The sequence below is a fragment of the Serratia aquatilis genome, assembly GCF_044865145.1.
GTDB lineage: Bacteria > Pseudomonadota > Gammaproteobacteria > Enterobacterales > Enterobacteriaceae > Chania > Chania aquatilis.
This window is the reverse complement of record NZ_CP173186.1, coordinates 2,677,237-2,697,355: the sequence shown is the minus strand read 5'-3', so window position 1 is coordinate 2,697,355 and position 20,119 is coordinate 2,677,237. Positions and strand designations below refer to the sequence as shown.

The following is a 20,119-nucleotide window of genomic DNA, read 5'->3' as shown; positions in this document are numbered from 1 at the left end:
GTCTAGGTTGAGTCAGAAGGTTTTTGCAACCGGTTTCTGAAACCGGTTGCAGGACTGCAATTTAATTAACGGCGATTGAGCTGGTAGTAGGCTTCATTCCAGCGAATTTCATTCTTGAAAGCAGGTAGGGTGGTGGCATTGTCGATCAGCAGGAATTCAATATTATGCATCTCGGCGTACAGACGCAGATAGTCGGCATTCAAGGATTGTGAGAACACAGTGTGGTGCGCACCTCCCGCCAGTATCCAGGCTTCGGCTGCCGTTGCCAAAGTGGGCTGCGCTTGCCAGATGGCGCGAGCCACGGGCAGTTTTGGCAATGGATGTGGCTGCTCGATGGTATCCACCTGATTGACCAGCAGACGGAAACGATCGCCCATGTCAATCAGCGTGGCGTTTAACGCCGGGCCAGCCGGAGTCGAGAAGATCAGACGAGCCGGATCGGCCTTACCGCCGATACCCAGATGCTGAATATCCAACAGTGGTTTAGACTCTTTGGCGATGGATGGACAGACCTCCAACATGTGCGAACCCACCACCAGATCGTTACCCGGTTGGAAGTTGTAGGTGTAGTCCTCCATAAATGAGGTGCCACCTTTAAGCCCAGCCCCCATCACTTTCAAAATGCGCAACAGAGCTGCGGTTTTCCAATCACCTTCGCCACCAAAGCCGTAACCTTGCTGCATCAGACGTTGCACTGCCAGCCCCGGTAATTGCTTCATGCCGTGCAAATTTTCGAAGTTGGTAGTGAACGCGTGGAACTTGCCTTGTTCGAGGAAACGTTTCATGCCCAGTTCGATACGCGCAGCGTCGATCAGATTCTCGCGTTTTTCACCGTTCTGCTTGGCAACATCGGCCAACTGATAACTGGCTTCGTATTCTTCGATCAGCGTATCAATATCACCTTTACTGACTTCATTAATCACGCTGACCAGATCGCCAATACCGTAAGCATTAACGGAATACCCGAACTGGATCTGTGCGCTGACCTTATCACCTTCGGTGACGGCAACCTGGCGCATGTTATCGCCAAAGCGTGCAACCTTCAGTTGCTGGCTTTCCTGCTTGGCTGTGGCAACGCGCATCCACTGTGCGATTCGGCTATGCGCATCCTTGTCTTGCCAGTGTCCCGCAATAACACTGTGTTGCTGACGCATACGCGCGCCGATGAAACCAAATTCCCGGCCACCGTGAGCAGTTTGGTTCAGATTCATAAAGTCCATATCCATGCTGTCCCAGGGGATCTCGGCATTGAACTGGGTATGAAACTGTAGCAGTGGTTTGTTGAGGATCGACAGACCGGCAATCCACATTTTGGCGGGTGAGAAGGTGTGTAGCCAGGTTAGGATACCGATACAGTCTTGATGATAATTGGCATCACGGCAGACAGCGGTAATCTCGTCAGGCGTAGTGACCAGCGGTTTCAGCACCAGCTTTACCGGTAAGCCAGCTTCGCGGTTCAGGGCGTTTACTACCTGTTCCGCATTTTCTTTCACTTGCTGTAGCGTTTTAGGGCCATAAAGATGCTGACTGCCGATCACGAACCACACTTCACGTTGTTTAAAAACGTCCATCAAAGACTCCTGAATAACTTGGTTTATTGAGCACAGGCATGATTGACTGTGCGTATTAATCTTTGTTTACTGCGGCATAGCGCGGCTCAGCAGCCAGACACCACTGTTGATAGCGTTGATACAATTGCTGATAGCGTAAGACTCGCTGCGGATCGGGCTGCAAGGTACGTTCGATGCTGCAGGCCATTTGCTGTTGCGCCTGCGGTACATTGCTGAAGCACCCTGCGGCCACGGCGGCAAAAATTGCCGCTCCCAATGCACAGCACTGATCGGATGCAACAATCTGCAACGGGCGATCCATGACATCGGCACAAACCTGCATGATTACCGGTGATTTGCGGGCAATGCCGCCCAACGCCAGCACGTTGTCGACCGGAATATCCTGCTGCTCGAAACACTCCATGATCGCGCGGGCACCAAAAGCCGTGGCGGCGATGAAGCCACCAAAAAGCGTCGGTGCGTCGGTGCCAAGGTTAAGATCGGTGATCACCCCTTTAAGACGTTGGTTGGCATAAGGTGTACGTCGGCCATTGAACCAGTCGAGTACCACAGGTAAATGGTCAAGAGATGGATTTTTGGCCCATGCGTTGGTGAGATCTGCCAACAGAGTGCTTTCAATCTGCAGGAATTGGGCCTGTAACTGTGGCTGATTTTTTGCGGCTTCGCGCAGTGGCCAACTCAACAGGTGACTGAACCAGGCATACATATCGCCGAAGGCAGATTGCCCCGCTTCCATACCGATCATTTCTGGTACTACGCTACCGTCAACCTGGCCGCAAATACCGCCGATCGCACGATCGCCAACACGCTCGCGGTCGGCGATCAGAATGTCGCAGGTTGAGGTACCAATCACTTTTACCAGCGTATATGGCTGGGCTCCGGCACCGACGGCCCCCATGTGGCAATCGAAAGCCCCGCCAGAAAGCACCACACCTTCAGTAAGCCCGAGGCGTTTGGCCCACTCTGGGGTCAGTGTGCCAACCGGTAATTCGGCGGTATAGGAACCGGTAAACAGGGGATAAGGAAGATCGTTAACCAGTATCGGATCCAGCGCGGCAAAAAATGCCTTTGGTGGCAAACCATCCCAGTCTGGGTGCCACAGCGTCTTATGCCCGACGCTACAGCGACCGCGTTTCAACAGATGCGGAGCGGTGGTACCGGAAAGTAGCGCGGGTACCCAGTCGCATAGCTCAACCCAAGAGGCTGCGGCTTTGCGTACCGCTTGATCGTGACGTGAAACGTGCAGGATCTTGGCCCAGAACCACTCGGAAGAGTAAACGCCGCCGATATAGCGTGAATAATCAGGAAAGTCGCCGCTGCGGCACAGCTGATTAATAGCTTCGGCTTCTTCAATGGCCGTGTGGTCTTTCCAAAGTACAAACATGGCGTTGGGGTTATTGGCAAACTCAGGCCGCAGTGCCAGCACATCGCCATTTTCATCGATTGGTGCAGGGGTGGATCCAGTCGAGTCAACACCGATACCGACCACCAACCGCCGCTGCTCGGGGGGCATACGTTGCACCAAGGCAACAATGGCTTGCTCCATGGACTCGATGTAGTCAAGTGGGTGATGGCGGAATTGGTTCTCGGCGGCTTGACAGAAATCGCCGCGTTGCCAGCGTGGGTAGTAGACCACCTCGGTGTCCAGTTCATTGCCGTTTTGACAATCTACAGCCAATACCCTTACCGAATCGCTGCCAAAGTCGAGTCCAAGGGTGATAGCACCTGCCGTCATGATGCAGACTCCTATTTCATTAGATAGAGGTTAACGATAGGAGTGCTTGACTGCGGCAGGTGAGGAGTCATTAGCTGGAAGTATGCACTTTTCTGCTTCCTACAGTGATTCTGTGATAGCTGTCAAAAGTTAATGATTGGTTGAATTTGCTAAATGTATGTACATATCTGCTGTAATTCCCGGATGTGATAGCGCTCTATCTTTACGTCATTAATACCCGCTAAAACTGTCCCCGTCTTACTCGATTAAGCGATGAAAGGCCGGTAAGTAAGCATTCATCGTTTAAGACCCCCCTAATGATAACGTTTTCACAGCAGGTCGATTTTTCTGCCAAAGAGAACAGAACAGCGGAGAGTACCATGCATAAATTCACTAAGGCACTGGCGGTAATGGGGCTTGCGGCGGTTATGTCACATTCGGCTATTGCAGAGAATATGAAGCTGGGCTTTTTAGTCAAACAGCCAGAGGAGCCCTGGTTCCAGACCGAATGGAAATTTGCCGACAAAGCGGGCAAAGATCTGGGATTTGATGTGATCAAAATAGCCGTACCGGACGGTGAGAAAACGCTGAATGCCATCGACAGCCTGGCAGCCAGCGGCGCCAAAGGTTTTGTTATTTGTACGCCAGACCCAAAACTGGGCCCGGCGATTGTGGCAAAGGCGCGTAGTTATGATCTGAAAGTGATTACCGTTGACGATCAGTTTGTTAATGCCAAGGGAAAACCGATGGAGAGCGTGCCACTGGTAATGATGGCTGCGACCAAAATTGGAGAACGTCAGGGGCAGGAGTTGTGGAAAGAGATGAATCAACGCGGTTGGCAAGTGACCGAAACCGGCGTGATGGCAATCACTTCAGATGAATTGGATACCGCACGTCGCCGCACCGGTGGTTCAATCGACGCCTTGAAAACCGCTGGTTTCCCGGAAAAACAGATCTACAAAGTTCCAACCAAATCCAACGATATCCCAGGCGCTTTCGATGCTGCCAACTCGATGTTAGTTCAGCATCCGGAAGTAAAACACTGGCTGATCGTCGGAATGAACGACAACACGGTGTTGGGAGGTGTGCGTGCTACCGAGGGGCAGGGTTTCAAAGCGCCTGACGTTATCGGCATTGGTATCAACGGCGTTGATGCGGTGAGCGAACTTTCCAAGGCACAGGCCACCGGTTTCTACGGTTCACTGCTGCCAAGCCCGGATATTCACGGTTACAAGAGCATCCAGATGCTGCATGACTGGGTAGTGAAAGGTGCGGAACCGCAGAAATTCACCGAAGTCACCGATGTGGTGCTGATCACCCGCGACAACTTCAAAGCCGAACTGCAGAAAAAGGGTCTGATGTAATTAATGACTGTGCCGCCTGCCGTTTCAGGCGGCATTTTTTTGAACACCACGAGGAAAGCATTATGACCGCCGTAACGCCCTATCTGGCTTTTAAAGGCATCGGTAAAAGCTTCCCAGGCGTCAAAGCGTTGGATGATATCAGCTTCGACTGTCAGGCCGGGCAGATCCATGCACTGATGGGAGAGAACGGCGCGGGGAAATCCACGCTGTTGAAAATCCTCAGCGGCTACTATGCCCCAAGCCAAGGGGAGATACATCTCCAAGGGCAGGCCGTGCACTTTGCCAATACCACCGAAGCACTCAATGCCGGGGTAGCGATTATCTACCAGGAACTGCATCTGGTTCCTGAAATGACCGTGGCTGAGAACATCTATTTAGGCCAGTTGCCCACCAAACATGGCCTGGTTGATCGCAAACTGCTGCGTTATGAAGCCGGATTACAGTTGACGCACCTCGGATTGGATATCGATCCTGATACCCCGCTGAAGTATCTCTCCATCGGCCAATGGCAAATGGTAGAGATTGCCAAGGCTTTGGCACGTAATGCCAAAGTGATTGCTTTTGATGAACCGACCAGTTCGCTGTCGGCACGTGAAATTGAGCAGTTGTTCAGAGTGATCCGCGAATTACGTGCCGAAGGGCGGGTGATCTTGTATGTCTCGCACCGAATGGAAGAGATTTTCGCGTTAAGCGATGCGATCACCGTTTTTAAAGATGGCCGCTATGTGCGCACTTTTGACGATATGCAGTTGGTAAACAATGAATTGCTGGTCCAGGCGATGGTGGGGAGGGACCTTGGCGACGTATACGGCTACCAACCCCGTGAACTTGGTGCTGTCAGGTTGCAGATCAAGCAACTGCAAGCGATGGGCGTGAAAAACCCGATCAGCCTGGAAGTGAGAGCTGGCGAGATCGTCGGCCTGTTTGGGTTGGTGGGAGCAGGGCGTAGCGAACTGATGAAGGGGATTTTTGGCGCTACGCAGGTAACGGCTGGGCAGTTGCTGTTGGATGGTAACCCGCTTGAAATTCGCTCTCCCATCGATGCGATCCGTGCCGGAGTGATGCTGTGCCCGGAAGACAGAAAGGCTGACGGAATTATCCCGGTGCATTCGGTGCGTGACAACATCAACATCAGCGCCCGTCGCAAGAGTATCAAAGCAGGGTGCCTGATCGATAACGCCTGGGAAACCAGCAATGCCGATCATCATATTCGCGCATTGAATATCAAAACCCCCAGTGCCGAGCAATTGATTATGAACCTCTCGGGGGGCAACCAGCAAAAAGCGATCCTTGGCCGCTGGCTGTCGGAAGAGATGAAAGTGATCCTGTTGGATGAACCCACGCGCGGTATTGATGTGGGTGCCAAGCATGAAATCTACCAGGTGATTTATCAATTGGCGCAGCAGGGCATCGCTGTGCTGTTCGCCTCCAGCGATCTCCCCGAAGTTCTGGGGCTGGCGGATCGCATTATCGTCATGCGCGAAGGTGCCATTTCCGGCGAGCTCACGCATGTTGATGCCACTGAGGAAAAAGCCCTCAGCCTGGCGATGTTACGCACCCCCGATATCGCAGCGGCGATGGCCTGATAGTGAAGGAGAAACAAATGTCGACCATGACAACCAACTCTGTGAAAAATCGCGGTAGCCAAGGGCTGGCGCGTATCTGGGACAGCTACGGCATGCTGGTGGTTTTCGCCGCACTGTTTATCGTCTGTGCGCTGTTTGTGCCGAATTTTGGCAGTTTTATCAATATGAAAGGCCTTGGTCTAGCGATCTCCATGTCCGGCATGGTGGCCTGTGGCATGCTGTTCTGCCTGGCTTCCGGTGATTTCGATCTGTCTGTTGCCTCGGTCATTGCCTGTGCAGGTGTGACCGCAGCGGTGGTTATCAACCTGACCGAAAGCCTGTGGATAGGTGTGGCTGCTGGTTTATTGCTGGGCATGCTCTCTGGGTTGATTAATGGCTTTGTCATCGCGCGTCTGAAAATCAATGCTCTGATCACCACATTGGCCACCATGCAGATTTTCCGTGGCCTTGCCTACATCATCTCCGATGGTAAAGCGGTAGGCATTGAAGACGAGCGCTTCTTTGCTCTGGGCTATGCCAACTGGCTGGGATTACCCGCGCCAATCTGGATCACCGTCGCTTGTCTGATCCTGTTCGGTTTTCTGCTGAATAAAACCACTTTTGGCCGCAACACCCTGGCTATTGGCGGTAACGAGGAAGCGGCACGCTTGGCAGGCGTACCGGTAGTCCGTACCAAGATTATCATCTTTATGCTTTCCGGGCTGGTGTCAGCGGCAGCGGGCATCATTCTGGCTTCACGCATGACCAGTGGCCAACCGATGACCTCTATTGGTTATGAACTGATCGTGATTTCAGCCTGTGTACTGGGGGGCGTCTCACTCAAAGGGGGTATTGGCAAGATTTCCTACGTGATTGCCGGGATACTGATCTTGGGTACGGTGGAAAATGCCATGAACCTGCTGAATATATCACCGTTCTCGCAGTATGTTGTTCGCGGTGTGATCTTGCTGGCAGCCGTCATTTTTGACCGCTACAAGCAAAAGGCGAAACGCACCGCCTAAAGGGTATAGGGCATATTCTTGTTGGGCTCACAATTCTGTCATCGGTCTGAGCAGTATTTAACCTGAATGGTAAACTTGGCAGATCTGATGGGCTCTAAGTTGCAGTGGTTTGGCAAGGCACTTACGTCTTGCCTTTGCTGCCCCTTGGCGTAACGGAGGGCGAGCCATCCTCAGCATTGTGTTGCATGTTGAAAGACTGAAGAAACCTATGGACGACACTTTCGGAGGCCAGATGTATCATCGCATGGTTCAGGAACCGCAACCGAACCCACTGTTACCGGGTTATACCTTCAACGCCTATCTGGTCGCTGGCTTAACGCCGATCTTGGCGGATGGGCCACTGGATTTCTTTATTGACCGTCCAGGGGGAATGAAAGGCTACATTCTGAATCTGACCATCAAGGGACAGGGTAAAGTGTTCGATGGTGAGGACACCTTCTATTGCAATCCAGGTGACCTTCTGCTGTTCCCACCTAAAGTGGCACATTACTATGGCCGTTCACCGGAAAGTGATTGCTGGTATCACCGTTGGGTCTATTTCCGCCCACGTGCCTATTGGGCCGATTGGCTTGAGTGGCACAGCAAAACCCACCAGGTTGGCCGTCTGACGCTACCTAACAACACTCTGTTGCTGGAGTTTGACAGACTGTTTTCCCATATAGAGCAGACCCAACGCTCTGGCCGTCGCTTTGCGGAGGAAATGGGGATGAATCTGCTGGAGCGCCTATTGCTGCGCGCGATGGAAGAAGATCCCCTCAGCCCGCAAAAAATCATGGATCCACGGGTGATGGAGGCTTGCCAATTTATAACCGGCAATCTGGCCGGGGAGTTACGTATCGATGAGGTGGCACGCCACGTGTGTCTATCGTCTTCGCGGTTGGCGCACCTGTTCCGTGAGCAGGTTGGCATCAACATTCTACGTTGGCGTGAGGACCAACGGGTGATCCGGGCCAAACTATTGCTGCAAACCACACAGGAGTCGATTGCTACCATTGGCCGGGTGGTTGGTTATGACGATCAGCTCTATTTTTCACGTGTGTTTCGCAAACGAGTTGGCGTCAGCCCAAGCGATTTTCGCCGCCGTAGTCTGGAAATCAACTATCCGGCCAACCATTTTCGTGAACGTTCGCAGGTTGCCGCTACCGGTTAAGCGTAAATTTACTGCTTGTTCCCGCCCGCATCATAGTGTCAAATCGGCTAGCTCACTGTTTTACGCCTTCATGTCACATTATTCCGGGGTGAATAATATTCACCCTAAATGACAAGCGCGTGGTATTTGGCGTGTCCGCTGGTATTTTCTATTCGGTATATTGCTCTGAATGAGGAAACAAGATGACTGAAAAAATCCGGGTAGGCTTGGTCGGTTACGGCTTTGCCAGTAAAACATTTCATGCGCCGCTGATAGCTGGCACCTCAGGCATGGATTTAGTCGCAGTTTCCAGCAGCGATGCTGCTAAAGTTCACGCCGACTGGCCTTCAATCACGGTGGTGAACGACTCGCAACTCCTGTTTAACGACCCATCGATTGACCTGATTGTGATCCCAACGCCTAACGATACCCATTTCCCGCTGGCTCAGCAGGCGCTGGCTGCAGGCAAACATGTGGTGGTGGATAAACCTTTTACCGTGACGTTGTCACAGGCACAGCAACTGCAACATCAGGCGGAACAGGCAGGATTACTGCTCTCAGTGTTTCATAACCGCCGTTGGGACAGTGACTTCCTGACGCTGAAGAGTTTGCTGAAAGAGGGCTCACTCGGCGACGTGGTCTATTTTGAATCACATTTTGATCGTTACCGCCCGCAAGTGCTGCAACGTTGGCGTGAACAAGCCGGAGCGGGTAGCGGTATCTGGTATGACTTGGGGCCACATCTGTTAGACCAGGCGTTGCAGTTGTTTGGCAAACCGCAGACCTTGTTTGTCGATCTTGCTGCTTTGCGTCCGGGGGCTCAGTCGGTCGATTACTTCCATGCGGTACTGAATTATGGCCAGCGTCGTGTGGTGCTGCATGGCACGGTGCTAGCCGCCGCAGAGAGTGCACGCTATATCGTGCATGGCACCCAGGGGAGTTTTATCAAGTTTGGTCTTGATCCGCAGGAAGATCGCCTGAAAGCGGGGGCACGACTGCCGCAGGAAGACTGGGGTTATGATATGCGTGACGGTATAGTGACGTTGTCACGTAATGGTACATTGAGCGAAAAGCCGCTGTTGACCATTCCAGGAAATTACCCCGCCTACTATGCCGCCATTCGTGATGCGATCAACGGTGAAGGTGTTAATCCTGTTCCTGCTAGTGAAGCCATCGAGGTAATGGCGTTGATTGAACTGGGTATTGAATCGGCCCACCAGCAAAAAGCGTTGCCAGTTGTTTAATCTTTTTAACGGTTTACATTCAAGGAATTCTGCATAATGTCCTGGTTGCAGCGTCTGCGTATTGATAATTTCCTGCTGGTGTTGGTGATTGTCGTCCTCCTCGCCTCATTTTTCCCCTGTGAAGGGATATGGAAAACCTTTTTTGAACATCTGACCACTGCCGCCATCGCCTTACTGTTCTTTATGCATGGTGCGAAGCTCTCCCGCCAGGCAATTTTTGCCGGTATGAGCCACTGGAAACTGCATCTGCTGGTCTTTCTCAGCACATTTGCGCTATTTCCGCTGCTTGGGTTATCGATGAATCTGTTGGTACCAGGCATATTGACGCCTACGGTTTACCTGGGCTTTCTCTATCTGTGCGCTTTACCTGCCACCGTTCAGTCGGCGATAGCCTTCACCTCGGCGGCGGGGGGCAACGTCGCGGCAGCAATTTGTAGTGCTTCGGCATCCAGCATTCTCGGTGTATTCCTGTCGCCGCTGCTGGTAGGGGCTTTGATGCACAATCAGGGCGGCGATACTGATGTGCTGCACGCGATAGGTGCAATTCTTCTACAACTGATGGTGCCGTTTATTATTGGTCATCTGGCGCGGCCATTGATTGGCAAGTGGGTCGATCGCCACCGCAAGTGGATAAATATGACTGACCGTTCGTCAATCTTGCTGGTGGTGTACACCGCGTTCAGCGCCGCGGTGGTTGAAGGGATTTGGAGTACCATTGATAGTCGCTCATTACTGACGATCTTGCTGATGTCGGTGATTTTGCTGGTGGTGGTACTGGTTATCAATACCTATACCGCGCGCTGGATGGGCTTCAGTACCGCTGATGAAATTACCATCGTGTTCTGCGGTTCAAAGAAGAGTCTGGCAAACGGTATTCCGATGGCTAACGTTTTGTTCCCGGTCGCAGCCGTTGGTGCGATGGTTTTACCTCTGATGATTTTCCATCAGGTGCAGTTAATGGTCTGTGCCGTTATGGCGCAACGCTATGCCCGCAAAATGGCTCAGCAACGGGAAACGGCTGAGTTAACTAAATAAACAAAGGAAGAAAAATGGCTCAGGTTGTCGAGATTTTGCAGTATCGGTTGCGGGCAGGCTCGGGGGAACGTTTTCATCACATCATGCAACAGTACAGTGTACCGCTGCATCAGGCCTCGGGACTGGTTGTGCTAGATCACGGTATTTCCTTGCATGACCCTGATAGTTACTACTTGCTGCGTCTGTTTGACGGCATGGCGGAGATGGAGCAGGTATTGCAGCATTTTTATCAAAGCCAGGCCTGGCTGAAAGGCCCTCGAGCAGAGATTGTGGGGCTGATTGAGGAGAGTCACCGCGTGGTGCTGCCGTATCAATCCGGCCATTATCGGTGATAACAACCACACAGCGGTGCAGGCCACTGTGTGGTTAAGCATCAATCAGCCAGCTACTTTTTCCCTTAGCGCCTGTTTTTCCCGTTCACTGAGAAATGCCATTTTCAGGCCGTTTTCCTGTGCGATGCGGATCTCTTGTGGGGTAAGTCCTGCTTGTGGCGCAGCTACACAGTATTCATGCTCGATCTCTATGCCTTGGACCGCCGGATCGTCGGTATTGATGGAAGCCAGCACCCCATGGCGCAAGAATGTAGCCAGCGGATGCTGCGCCAGAGAAGGTACGGTGCTGGTCTGAATATTCGAAGTCAGACATGACTCGATACCGATAGCGTGCTCTGCCAGGTAATCCATCAACGCCGGGTCTTCTACCGCTTTAACACCGTGGCCGATACGCTCTGCGCCAAGTTCGCGGATAGCCTGCCAGATACTTTCCGAGCCCGCAGCCTCGCCTGCATGAACCGTTACACGCAGCCCAGCATCTCGGGCACGGTTAAAGTGGTCAAGGAACAGGCTGCCAGGGAAACCTAGCTCATCACCGGCCAGATCCAGCGCGATAATGGCATCCCGATGGGCCAGCAGGCTTTCCAGTTCATTCAGGCAGGCTTGTTCACCAAAGGTACGGCTCATGATGCCAATCAGGCGTACATCTATGTCGCGATCGCGGCAGCCAGCGCGGATCCCGTCAATTACTGCTTCTACCACACCAGCCAAGGGCAACTGGTGTTTCATTGCCATGTAGTAGGGTGAAAAGCGCAGCTCGGCGTAGTGTAGCCCGGCGTTTGCGGCGTCTTCGACGTTTTCATAGGCCACGCGGCGGCAGGCATCCAGATCGCCTAATACCGCTACACCCCAAGCCAGTTTCTGCAGAAAACTCATCAGATCGGGTTCGGTACGAGTGATCTGTACATGTGGCAGCAAGGCAGACAAGTCATCGGCAGGTAAGGTGATGTTGAACTGGCGGCCCAGATCAAGAATGGTTTGCGCCCGGATGTTGCCATCCAGATGGCGGTGAATATCGGTAAGGGGGAGGTGGGAGTCAATCATGATCTGCACTCGCTATGTTGTTATAGGTAAAGTGCAGAACAGTATAAAAACAAAACGATGAAAATTGCCATTACGTTGCATTAAAAAGTGATTAAAATCACATAACAACCGAAAAGACAGGTGTTCCTAAGCTTGCTACCAGGAAATAAAGCCCCCTTAATCTCTTAGGGGCTTAATCACTCGGCAATAAGTTTATTCTTCAGTCGTTTGCCAGCACAAACTTCAACCCGGCAATCAGTTTATCCATTCCGGCTACTACTTTGCTGCGTGGGCAACCGATGTTCAGACGCAGGAAGCCATTGCCTTCTTCACCGTAGGTAAAGCCGGGCATGATGGCCACTTTCTCACGCTCTATCAGCACCTGCTGCAAGCGGCGGTCGTCAATTCCCAGTGGCCGTATGTCAATCCACGCCAAGTAAGTCGCCTGCGGAGGTTGCCAGTTCAGTTGCGGGAATTCCTGATGCAAACGTTCAGCAACATAAGCCAGGTTTTCTTGCAGATAACCGCGTAAGGCATCCAGCCAGGGTTCGCCATGGCGATAAGCGGCAATATGAGCAGTAACCGCCAATACCGCTGGGGAAGAGAGTCCATCGCGGTTTTTCAGTGCTTGGGTGTAACTTTCACGCGCATGTTGATCGTTGATCAAACCATAGGCACCGGTGAGCGCAGGAATATTGAACGTTTTAGAACCGGAGGTCAGCAATGCCCAAGGTGTTGTCGCTACCTGGCTCCAAGGAATATGGAGGTGTTCGCCCCAAACCATATCCATATGGATCTCGTCGCTGATTACTTTCACCTCATGGCGTTCACATAGCTCAGCCATTTGCTGCAGTTCCTGTTGGCTCCAAACCTTGCCAGTCGGGTTATGCGGGCTGCACAGTAATAGGATCTTGGTCTGCGGACGCGCCAGTAACGCTTCCAGGTGGGCCATATCGCAATGCCAGTCGTTATCCACTTTATTAAGTGGACAAGGGAGCACCTGGCGCTGATTTCCAAGGATAACTTTGTAGAACGCGTCGTAGGCAGGAGTGTGAGTCACCACGTAATCACCGGGCGCTGACCAGATACGGATCATTTGCGCCACCATGTAAATGACCGAAGGGCCATACACCGCCATTGATGTATCAATCGGTGCATTAAAACGCTGACTATACCAATACCTTATTGCGCCGAGAAAATCCTCGTGCTGCCAGCGGCTATAGCCCAATACGCCATGCTGCAAGCGTTGTTGCAGAGCTTGTAAAATACAGGGGGCGGTAGCGAAATCCATATCAGAGATGGTAAAAGGCAGCAGGTCGGCGCTGCCAAATCGGTCGGCAACATAGTCCCACTGGGTGCACCAGGTACCATGACGATCGACCGGGGTAGAAAAATCAAACATGAGTCACTCCGGACACGGGCGCAGCAGGCTGCGCCCGTGGGGAAAGTTATGAGGTGGCAATCAACGATTCTAGTTCATCTTTAACCGATTGTACCTGCGGCCCGATAACCACCTGCAGGTTATGTTCATTAAGGCGAACCACGCCGATGGCCCGGTTGGCCTTCAGCACCGCATCATCGACGATGCTGATGTCATTAACGGACATCCGCAGGCGGGTAATGCAGTTATCCAGAGAAACAATATTATCTTTACCACCCAACGCCGCTAAAATGGCCGACACATTGTAGCCTGACTTACCCACTGAACCGATTGAAGCGCTCTGAGTTGCTGCCGTTTCGTTCTCGCGGCCTGGCGTCTTGATGTTAAAACGCTGGATAGAGAAGCGGAAAATTGCATAGTAGACGGCGAACCAGATGCCTGCGACCACCGGAACCAGATACCACTTGGTTGCCGTGCCGTGCAGGATACCGAATACCACGAAATCGATGATGTTACCGTCAGTGTTACCGATAGTTACCCCAAGTAGCGCCATCACGGTGAAGCCCAGACCGGTGAGGACGGCGTGGATCAGGTACAGGAATGGGGCAACAAACAGGAACAGGAATTCGATAGGCTCAGTTGTACCGCCAACCACACAGGCAACTACCCCGGAAATCAGCAGCCCTTTAATTTTGTGGCGATTCTCAGGCTTGGCACAGTGGTACATAGCCAATGCAGCACCGGGCAGGCCGCCGAGGAAGGCAGGCATTTTGCCTTGTGACAGGAAGCGGGTGGCGCTTTCTGCGAAGCCATGAGTGGTTGGGCAGGAGAGCTGAGCCTGGAAAATGGTCAATGCGCCGCTGACTTCACGGCCACAAACGTCCAGTGTACCGCCTGCTTCGGTAAAGCGGATCAGGGCGACCAGAATGTGGTGCAGACCGAATGGCAGCAGCAGACGCTCACCGGAACCAAAGATCATTGGTCCAAACATACCCGCACCGTTGATCATACGTCCTAGGCCGTTGATACCGGCGGCAAACCATGGCCAGATCAGTGGGATCAGCAGGCCACACAGGCCAAGAACGACGGTTGTGACAATAGGGACAAAGCGCGTGCCGCCAAAGAAGGCCAACGCATCCGGCAGGCGGATAGTGTTGAAACGCTCATGCAGCAGATAAACAATAATACCTACAATCACTGCGCCGAGGATCCCGGTATCAATCGATTGAATACCAAGGATGTTCTGTATGTTGTTGGCTTTCAATACCAGTGCATCGGTGGTGGGCAGTATACCTGCGGTTGTCAGGTAGAAGTTGGTTGCCAGGTTCAGCACGGCAAAACCGACGAAGCCAGAAAATGCAGCCACGCCTTTGTTATCACGCGCCATACCTAACGGAATGGCGATGGCAAACATCACAGGCAAGAAGCTGAAGGCAAAAGAACCGATCTTGCTCATCCAGGTGAACAGCAGTTGGAATGCCGGGTGGCCGATAAACGGCAGCAGGGTGATAACGTCCCGGCTACTCAGTGAACTGCCGATCCCCAGCATGATGCCGCAGAATGAAAGCAGTGCGACGGGCAACATGAACGTTTTGCCCAGGCTTTGGAAGAACTCCCAAAGCGTGATTTTCTGTTTTTTAGTGGCTGGCATAACCGACGACTCCTGGCGAAAATGCATGCAATAGTATGGGTGTCTAATTTAGGTAAAATAAGATAAAACGTTTTACCAAGCAAAAATGCGCCATTAATCACAATTTGGGATCACCTTTTGCGGTGACAATAGCGCGGTGGGTAAAACGTTTTACTGTATAAAGACATTCGGTATACCCTCTGTTGTGAGGGGCATCCAGACGTTGCTTTACAGAGGTTATGACCATCAAAAAAATCACTATTACTGACGTTGCGCAATTGGCCGGCGTGTCCGTGACCACTGTCTCTCTGGTTTTGAGCGGTAAAGGGCGCATTTCCCCCAGCACCATGACGCGTGTAAATCAGGCTATTGAGCAGCTCGGTTATGTGCGTAACCGCCAGGCGGCAACTCTGCGTGGCGGGGCATCAGACGTCATAGGGTTGATCCTACGGGATATTTGCGAACCTTTTTATGCTGAGATGACAGCAGGGTTGAGTGAAATACTGGAAGCCCACGGTAAAGTACTGTTTCTCACCCAGAGTAGGCGAGATGGCAAAGGACTGATGCGTTGCTTTGATACGTTACTGGCACAGGGGGTTGATGGCATAGTGCTGGCAGGCGGCGTGCGTTCTGTAATCGGTTTGCAGGAAAAAGCCGCCGAGCAGGGCGTTCCGTTGGTGTGTGCCTCGCGCTCAAGTGGATTAGAAGGTGTGGATGTTGTCCGCCCGGATAACATGCAGGCAGCGAAAATGGCTACCGAATTCCTTATCAAGCGGGGTCACAGCCAGATTGCTTATCTTGGTGGTCACAGTGACTCCTTGACCCGTGCAGAAAGGTTAGGGGGATTTTGTGCCACCCTGGTGCAATACGGGTTGCCGTTCCGTTCTGAATGGATCGTTGAATGTGATAGCCATCAACGAGCTTCCGCCGAAGCTGCCGAAAACCTGCTACGGCAGTACCCAAATATCAGCGCGCTGGTGTGTCATAAAGCGTCTGTCGCTTTGGGGGCCTATTTTGGCATTGTGCGCAGTGGCCGCAGTATTGGCTCGGAAGGAATGGACAGTTTCTATGGTCAACAGGTTGCTTTGATCGGTTTTGGCGATGTTCCGGAGGCTGAGCTGACTGAACCTCCGTTGACCTTTATCTCCAGTTCGGCTCGTGAAGTTGGCCGGAGCGCAGCCTCCAGGCTATTGCAGCGTATTGCCGATGGAACCTTGTCACCGCAGAATATGATCTTATCTCCGACGCTAATCAAGCGTGGTTCTGCATGAGCAGTTGCTCGCGTTTTACCCGCATAAAACGCCTAGCCTATAAGTATTTCCTCCTCGCCTCATCCTACTGCCAGAAACTGACAATAGGATGAATTACATTTGAAGTTAGCAGGCACCGAACGGCTCACATCCCGAGGATAACCTTAGGTTAATCTTGAGTAATGTACGCGCCGCTCTAACTGAAATAACAAGGTTCAAATTTGTTACTGTCTGGAAAGCGCTAACGTAGGTAACTATGGCTGCTGCAAATCCCGCTGCGCGTAGGTATACCCTTGGAGTTCTAGATAGTTTAATGAGGAATTTATCAATCATGGATCAGGCGCTAGCACAACGAATAGAAGCAGTTAATCAAAGGGCAGTTGCTGAAGGCCGCATTGTTGGCAGTGTGGTATTGGTAGCTCATCAAGGGAAGGTTATTTACGCTGGGGCCAGCGGTTATGCCGATCGCGAGCAGCAACGTCCAATGAAACGCAGTAACCAGTTTCGCTTATCTTCAGTATCCAAGCCTTATATCACGCTGGCGGCGATGCGCATGGTCGAACAACGGCACTTAAGTCTGGAAGATGCCGTCAGCCGTTGGCTACCGTGGTTCACGCCAGCCTTAACTGATGGGCGATGCCCCGAAATCACAGTCCGCCACTTGTTGACCCACACAGCCGGGCTGGATTACCGTTTCAAGCAACCTGAAAATGGTCCTTATCATCGGTTGGGGATTTGTGATGGTATGGAACTGTCAACGTTGACGTTGGAGCAAAACCTGCGCCTTTTGGCAGACGCGCCGTTACAGGCTGAACCGGGTAGCGTATTCAATTATTCACTGTCGATTGATGTCCTTGGGGCAGTGCTTGAACAAGTCGCGGGTGTGGCTTTACCGACGCTGTTCGATCAGTGGGTAGGGAAACCTCTTGGGCTGCGCAATACCGGTTTTGTTGCTAAAGACGCTCAAACTCTGGCTACTGCCTATTATGATGCAGATCCCGAACCGGCCCGGATGCAAGATGGTTTTCTACTGACCTTACCTGAAGGGTTTGGTTTTGATCTCGAACTTGCCCCCTCGCGTGCGCTTGCATCCAGTGCCTATCCTTCCGCTGGTGCCGGGATGGTTGGGGATGCGGATGATGTATTGCGTTTGGTGGAAGCGTTACGCAATGGTGGCGATGGCGTTCTACAACCGGCAACGACCGAACTGATGCGTCAGGCGCATGTTGGAGCAGACGCTGAAATCCAGGGGCCAGGTTGGGGGTTTGGTTTCGGCGGCGCAGTGCTGGTGGACGCGACGGTGGCATCAACTCCACAGAGTAACGGGACCATGCAGTGGGGCGGAGTGTACGGACATAACTGGTTTTACGATCCGCTAGCAGAATTGAGCTTGGTGGCGTTAACCAATACGGCCATTGAAGGGATGTGCGGACCCTATTCGATACAAATCCGTGATGCTGTATACGGATAGAAAAAAACTGGGGCTTGGTTAATGCTGAGCCTCAGCCGGTTTTTATTGTCCAGAGCTGGTTGGCCCGATCCTACCTTGCTGATTAAGTATGCATAGCCTAGTTGCCGCCTTAAACGCTGATAAGACGCTTAAACAGCAATTGTTTTATATCCTGCCGATGAGCCAGTATTGCGTGAACGGTTATTGCGGTCTCGTCAACGGAATACAATACCCGGTAACCACCTGGGGTATTACATTCCCTATATTTTGTGCAGCCTATTTTATGCAGTTCAGGGCAAACCTGACACCCAAGTGGAAACTCTGTAACCTTCTTTTCAAAATATTCCAGGATGTCTGTTATTACTGCCTTGGGTGCTATATCCAGATGCCGTAGGTGAGAGGTTATTTCATCAATACAGACTTTTACCGTGAATGTGTATTGAATATTCATGCGGCTTATCTCACTCCAGTCCCGAGAGTAATTGTTCCTTAGAAAAAAGCTTACCCTCCGCTCGGTCTTTCTCAGAAAGTGTCAGTAGTTTCAGCAGGGCAATTGCGTTTTCCTTTTCCTGGTGAGCATCGAAAGACTCAATAACGTAGGCAGGAACGCCGTTTTGTGTCACGAGAATGGGTTCGGCAAGGTCGAGTGACGCCGCATTTTTTTTCACAAAACTGATGGTTTCAACTTTCATAAAGACCTCTCACTACAGGTGGTAGTCTAAATATAGTTTTTTTATAGTCTTCGCACAAGAGCACACTGATGGATGAAAAGAATTTTGCGAGGGGAAGTGGGAGTGCAAGGGGCTCAGTAATATCGAGCCCCTTGTCTGTTTTACTGCCCTTGAGCCGGTTTTTCCGGTGCTGGCTCTTCATTCAGCGGTTCAGATTGCGGCGCGCTACCTTCTCCAGCCGGGTTACCAGCCATACCGAACAGGCCGACAAATTCCTGCAGGGACATTTTGCTGCCATTGAGCTCAATCTGATTATCGCCATAGCGGAAGCTGCTGCCGATAATACCGTCTTTCAGCGTGGTGATCTGGACCGCTTGGCCAAGTGCAGCTAACTGCTGCACTTGTTGCTGTGCCAGTTTTTGTGCATCTTCTTCACTGTGACCCTGCAGCTTCGCGGATTGCGCCATGGTTTCTGTGGCCATAGCGACTGGAATGGTCAGATTTGCTTCAATCTTTTTGACTGATTGTGCAAGCTGTTGATCTGGTGATTCCGCCGTTGCCCCAGCTTTGGCCGGATCCAGCAGATCAAGATTCAGCGTGAAGGAGCTTTCACCTTTGCTGTTTTTCCAACTTAATGGAGCAATGCTAAGAGTTGGGTTACCTTTCAACAGCAGTGGCAAGTTCTGCAGCAGTAAGGCGGCTGATTGCTGCTGATAGGCTTCCGATGACAGATCTCCTCCCTGTTGCATCAGTGCCATTGCCTGCTGATTGTAGCGATCGGCAAACTCTTTCATCCCTTTGCCATCCAGATTGTCGATTTTTAGCAGCAGTCTGCCTGAACCAAAATCATTCCCCTGAACCTTGATAGCAGCCAGAGTGTAATCAATTAGCCCATTGAGGTTATCGCCTTTCTCCCCAAACTGGGTTATCAGATTGAATCCCTCCATTGACAGAATGTTTTTGCCATCAACACCGACATTCAGCTGTTTCAGCCCCAGAGCTTGATCGCCCAGGCTCAGGTTGAACTGGTTTTGATGCGTGTTGCTCTTGAGCGTCAGCCCTTGCATTTCTACCTGTTCTATCTGGCCGAACTGATTCGGTGCACTGATGAGGGTAGTGTCGCTGCTGGCATCTAACACAGCGGTTTTCATATCACGGCCGATATCGGCATCAATTTTTGCACCGCTGAACTTAAGTGACGTTTTGTCTTTCTGGTACTCAACCGGGATTATGTCAATGGCTGAACTAGTGTCACCACTGAATGCGATACGTGTTTCGGCAGTAAACAGCGATTGCCCCTTGGTGATTTCAAACAACGCTTTGAGTTTTGGCGTGTTTTCCAGCTCCGAGTGGACCGAGGCCATGCTTGGTAGCAAATTGAATCTTTTCAACTGGGCCAAAGGAAACGGACCATGATCGATAGCTTCAAGAAAGGCGATTTCCTCACCGGATTTCAGCAGCGCGTTATCCGCCGATACGGAACCGTCGGCGCGTAAGACATAGCGGATTTGACTGCTGAACAGCCCACGCTGGTAGTTTTCAAAGCTTAATTTTATCCCGGTGTTGGGCAGGTATGATTTCAGTTGGCTATTGGCGGTATCCACCATTTCACCCATCCGCTGCTCAATCAACTTGCCGGTGTACCAGGAAGCTCCGGTCCATGCAGCACCAAGAACCACAATGATGCTGGCAGCGACTAACGATTTTTTCATAGTTCTGTTCATCCTTTCTTAAGCCA

Annotated in this window: 17 protein-coding genes; 9 read left to right on the top strand and 8 right to left on the bottom strand. The window is 51.8% G+C overall.

Annotation, left to right across the window (positions count from 1 at the left end; all coding sequences use genetic code 11):
* Positions 1 to 65: 65 nt before the first annotated feature.
* Complete coding sequence (gene araA, locus SAQUA_RS12090) at positions 66 to 1,571, bottom strand: L-arabinose isomerase (protein ID WP_380675197.1); 1,506 nt, start codon at positions 1,569 to 1,571, stop codon at positions 66 to 68.
* 55 nt (positions 1,572 to 1,626) lie between these two features.
* Positions 1,627 to 3,306 (bottom strand): ribulokinase, encoded by a 1,680-nt coding sequence (locus tag SAQUA_RS12085; RefSeq protein ID WP_380675195.1) that lies wholly within the window; start codon positions 3,304 to 3,306, stop codon positions 1,627 to 1,629.
* Positions 3,307 to 3,665: 359 nt separating this feature from the next.
* On the opposite strand from SAQUA_RS12085, the gene SAQUA_RS12080 reads away from it, so the two are divergent.
* From SAQUA_RS12080 to SAQUA_RS12050, 7 genes are all read left to right on the top strand, one after another.
* Complete coding sequence (locus SAQUA_RS12080; RefSeq protein ID WP_380675193.1) at positions 3,666 to 4,649, top strand: arabinose ABC transporter substrate-binding protein; 984 nt, start codon at positions 3,666 to 3,668, stop codon at positions 4,647 to 4,649.
* Between the two features lie 62 nt (positions 4,650 to 4,711).
* Positions 4,712 to 6,235 (top strand): L-arabinose ABC transporter ATP-binding protein AraG, encoded by a 1,524-nt coding sequence (gene araG, locus SAQUA_RS12075; protein WP_380675191.1) that lies wholly within the window; start codon positions 4,712 to 4,714, stop codon positions 6,233 to 6,235.
* 17 nt (positions 6,236 to 6,252) lie between these two features.
* Entirely contained in the window at positions 6,253 to 7,236 is a 984-nt protein-coding gene (gene araH, locus SAQUA_RS12070) for an L-arabinose ABC transporter permease AraH (RefSeq protein ID WP_380675189.1), read from the top strand.
* Between the two features lie 232 nt (positions 7,237 to 7,468).
* A complete protein-coding gene (gene araC / locus SAQUA_RS12065; protein WP_380675998.1) occupies positions 7,469 to 8,386 on the top strand; it encodes an arabinose operon transcriptional regulator AraC in 918 nt (305 codons plus the stop codon).
* A gap of 182 nt (positions 8,387 to 8,568) precedes the next feature.
* Entirely contained in the window at positions 8,569 to 9,609 is a 1,041-nt protein-coding gene (locus SAQUA_RS12060; protein WP_380675187.1) for an oxidoreductase, read from the top strand.
* A gap of 36 nt (positions 9,610 to 9,645) precedes the next feature.
* Positions 9,646 to 10,644 (top strand): bile acid:sodium symporter family protein, encoded by a 999-nt coding sequence (locus tag SAQUA_RS12055; protein ID WP_380675185.1) that lies wholly within the window; start codon positions 9,646 to 9,648, stop codon positions 10,642 to 10,644.
* Between the two features lie 14 nt (positions 10,645 to 10,658).
* Entirely contained in the window at positions 10,659 to 10,976 is a 318-nt protein-coding gene (locus SAQUA_RS12050; protein WP_380675183.1) for an NIPSNAP family protein, read from the top strand.
* 45 nt (positions 10,977 to 11,021) lie between these two features.
* Here SAQUA_RS12050 and add read toward each other — a convergent pair whose 3' ends face one another.
* From add to malX, 3 genes are all read right to left on the bottom strand, one after another.
* Positions 11,022 to 12,020 carry an adenosine deaminase gene (gene add, locus SAQUA_RS12045; protein ID WP_380675181.1) on the bottom strand — a complete coding sequence of 333 codons (999 nt, stop codon included), beginning with the start codon at positions 12,018 to 12,020 and terminating at the stop codon, positions 11,022 to 11,024.
* Between the two features lie 199 nt (positions 12,021 to 12,219).
* The gene (locus tag SAQUA_RS12040; protein WP_380675179.1) at positions 12,220 to 13,401 is read right to left on the bottom strand and encodes a MalY/PatB family protein; all 1,182 of its coding nucleotides are present in this window, start codon (positions 13,399 to 13,401) and stop codon (positions 12,220 to 12,222) included.
* Positions 13,402 to 13,447: 46 nt separating this feature from the next.
* Positions 13,448 to 15,031, bottom strand: coding sequence for a maltose/glucose-specific PTS transporter subunit IIBC (malX, locus tag SAQUA_RS12035; RefSeq protein WP_380675177.1), 1,584 nt, complete (start codon positions 15,029 to 15,031; stop codon positions 13,448 to 13,450).
* 218 nt (positions 15,032 to 15,249) lie between these two features.
* On the opposite strand from malX, the gene SAQUA_RS12030 reads away from it, so the two are divergent.
* The gene (locus SAQUA_RS12030) at positions 15,250 to 16,281 is read left to right on the top strand and encodes a Mal regulon transcriptional regulator MalI (protein ID WP_380675175.1); all 1,032 of its coding nucleotides are present in this window, start codon (positions 15,250 to 15,252) and stop codon (positions 16,279 to 16,281) included.
* 310 nt (positions 16,282 to 16,591) lie between these two features.
* Complete coding sequence (locus SAQUA_RS12025) at positions 16,592 to 17,731, top strand: serine hydrolase domain-containing protein (protein WP_380675173.1); 1,140 nt, start codon at positions 16,592 to 16,594, stop codon at positions 17,729 to 17,731.
* 109 nt (positions 17,732 to 17,840) lie between these two features.
* On the opposite strand, the gene SAQUA_RS12020 is transcribed toward SAQUA_RS12025, so the two are convergent.
* The 3 genes from SAQUA_RS12020 to SAQUA_RS12010 all read right to left on the bottom strand — a co-directional run bounded on the left by SAQUA_RS12020 (position 17,841) and on the right by SAQUA_RS12010 (position 20,093).
* Positions 17,841 to 18,161, bottom strand: coding sequence for a type II toxin-antitoxin system RelE/ParE family toxin (locus tag SAQUA_RS12020; RefSeq protein WP_380675171.1), 321 nt, complete (start codon positions 18,159 to 18,161; stop codon positions 17,841 to 17,843).
* A gap of 10 nt (positions 18,162 to 18,171) precedes the next feature.
* Entirely contained in the window at positions 18,172 to 18,402 is a 231-nt protein-coding gene (locus SAQUA_RS12015) for a type II toxin-antitoxin system Phd/YefM family antitoxin (protein ID WP_380675169.1), read from the bottom strand.
* A gap of 140 nt (positions 18,403 to 18,542) precedes the next feature.
* Positions 18,543 to 20,093, bottom strand: coding sequence for a YdgA family protein (locus SAQUA_RS12010; RefSeq protein ID WP_380675167.1), 1,551 nt, complete (start codon positions 20,091 to 20,093; stop codon positions 18,543 to 18,545).
* Between the last annotated feature and the right edge of the window lie 26 nt (positions 20,094 to 20,119).

Excerpts from the sequence above, each read along its gene's own strand:
- SAQUA_RS12025 (WP_380675173.1), top strand. The coding sequence starts at position 16,592 with ATGGATCAGGCGCTAGCACAACGAATAGAAGCAGTTAATCAAAGGGCA.
- SAQUA_RS12050 (WP_380675183.1), top strand. The coding sequence starts at position 10,659 with ATGGCTCAGGTTGTCGAGATTTTGCAGTATCGGTTGCGGGCAGGCTCG.
- araC (WP_380675998.1), top strand. The coding sequence starts at position 7,469 with ATGTATCATCGCATGGTTCAGGAACCGCAACCGAACCCACTGTTACCG.
- araA (WP_380675197.1), bottom strand. The coding sequence starts at position 1,571 with ATGGACGTTTTTAAACAACGTGAAGTGTGGTTCGTGATCGGCAGTCAG.
- SAQUA_RS12085 (WP_380675195.1), bottom strand. The coding sequence starts at position 3,306 with ATGACGGCAGGTGCTATCACCCTTGGACTCGACTTTGGCAGCGATTCG.
- add (WP_380675181.1), bottom strand. The coding sequence starts at position 12,020 with ATGATTGACTCCCACCTCCCCCTTACCGATATTCACCGCCATCTGGAT.
- SAQUA_RS12020 (WP_380675171.1), bottom strand. The coding sequence starts at position 18,161 with ATGAATATTCAATACACATTCACGGTAAAAGTCTGTATTGATGAAATA.
- SAQUA_RS12080 (WP_380675193.1), top strand. The coding sequence starts at position 3,666 with ATGCATAAATTCACTAAGGCACTGGCGGTAATGGGGCTTGCGGCGGTT.
- SAQUA_RS12010 (WP_380675167.1), bottom strand. The coding sequence starts at position 20,093 with ATGAAAAAATCGTTAGTCGCTGCCAGCATCATTGTGGTTCTTGGTGCT.
- SAQUA_RS12040 (WP_380675179.1), bottom strand. The coding sequence starts at position 13,401 with ATGTTTGATTTTTCTACCCCGGTCGATCGTCATGGTACCTGGTGCACC.
- araH (WP_380675189.1), top strand. The coding sequence starts at position 6,253 with ATGTCGACCATGACAACCAACTCTGTGAAAAATCGCGGTAGCCAAGGG.
- SAQUA_RS12060 (WP_380675187.1), top strand. The coding sequence starts at position 8,569 with ATGACTGAAAAAATCCGGGTAGGCTTGGTCGGTTACGGCTTTGCCAGT.
- malX (WP_380675177.1), bottom strand. The coding sequence starts at position 15,031 with ATGCCAGCCACTAAAAAACAGAAAATCACGCTTTGGGAGTTCTTCCAA.
- SAQUA_RS12030 (WP_380675175.1), top strand. The coding sequence starts at position 15,250 with ATGACCATCAAAAAAATCACTATTACTGACGTTGCGCAATTGGCCGGC.
- SAQUA_RS12055 (WP_380675185.1), top strand. The coding sequence starts at position 9,646 with ATGTCCTGGTTGCAGCGTCTGCGTATTGATAATTTCCTGCTGGTGTTG.
- araG (WP_380675191.1), top strand. The coding sequence starts at position 4,712 with ATGACCGCCGTAACGCCCTATCTGGCTTTTAAAGGCATCGGTAAAAGC.
- SAQUA_RS12015 (WP_380675169.1), bottom strand. The coding sequence starts at position 18,402 with ATGAAAGTTGAAACCATCAGTTTTGTGAAAAAAAATGCGGCGTCACTC.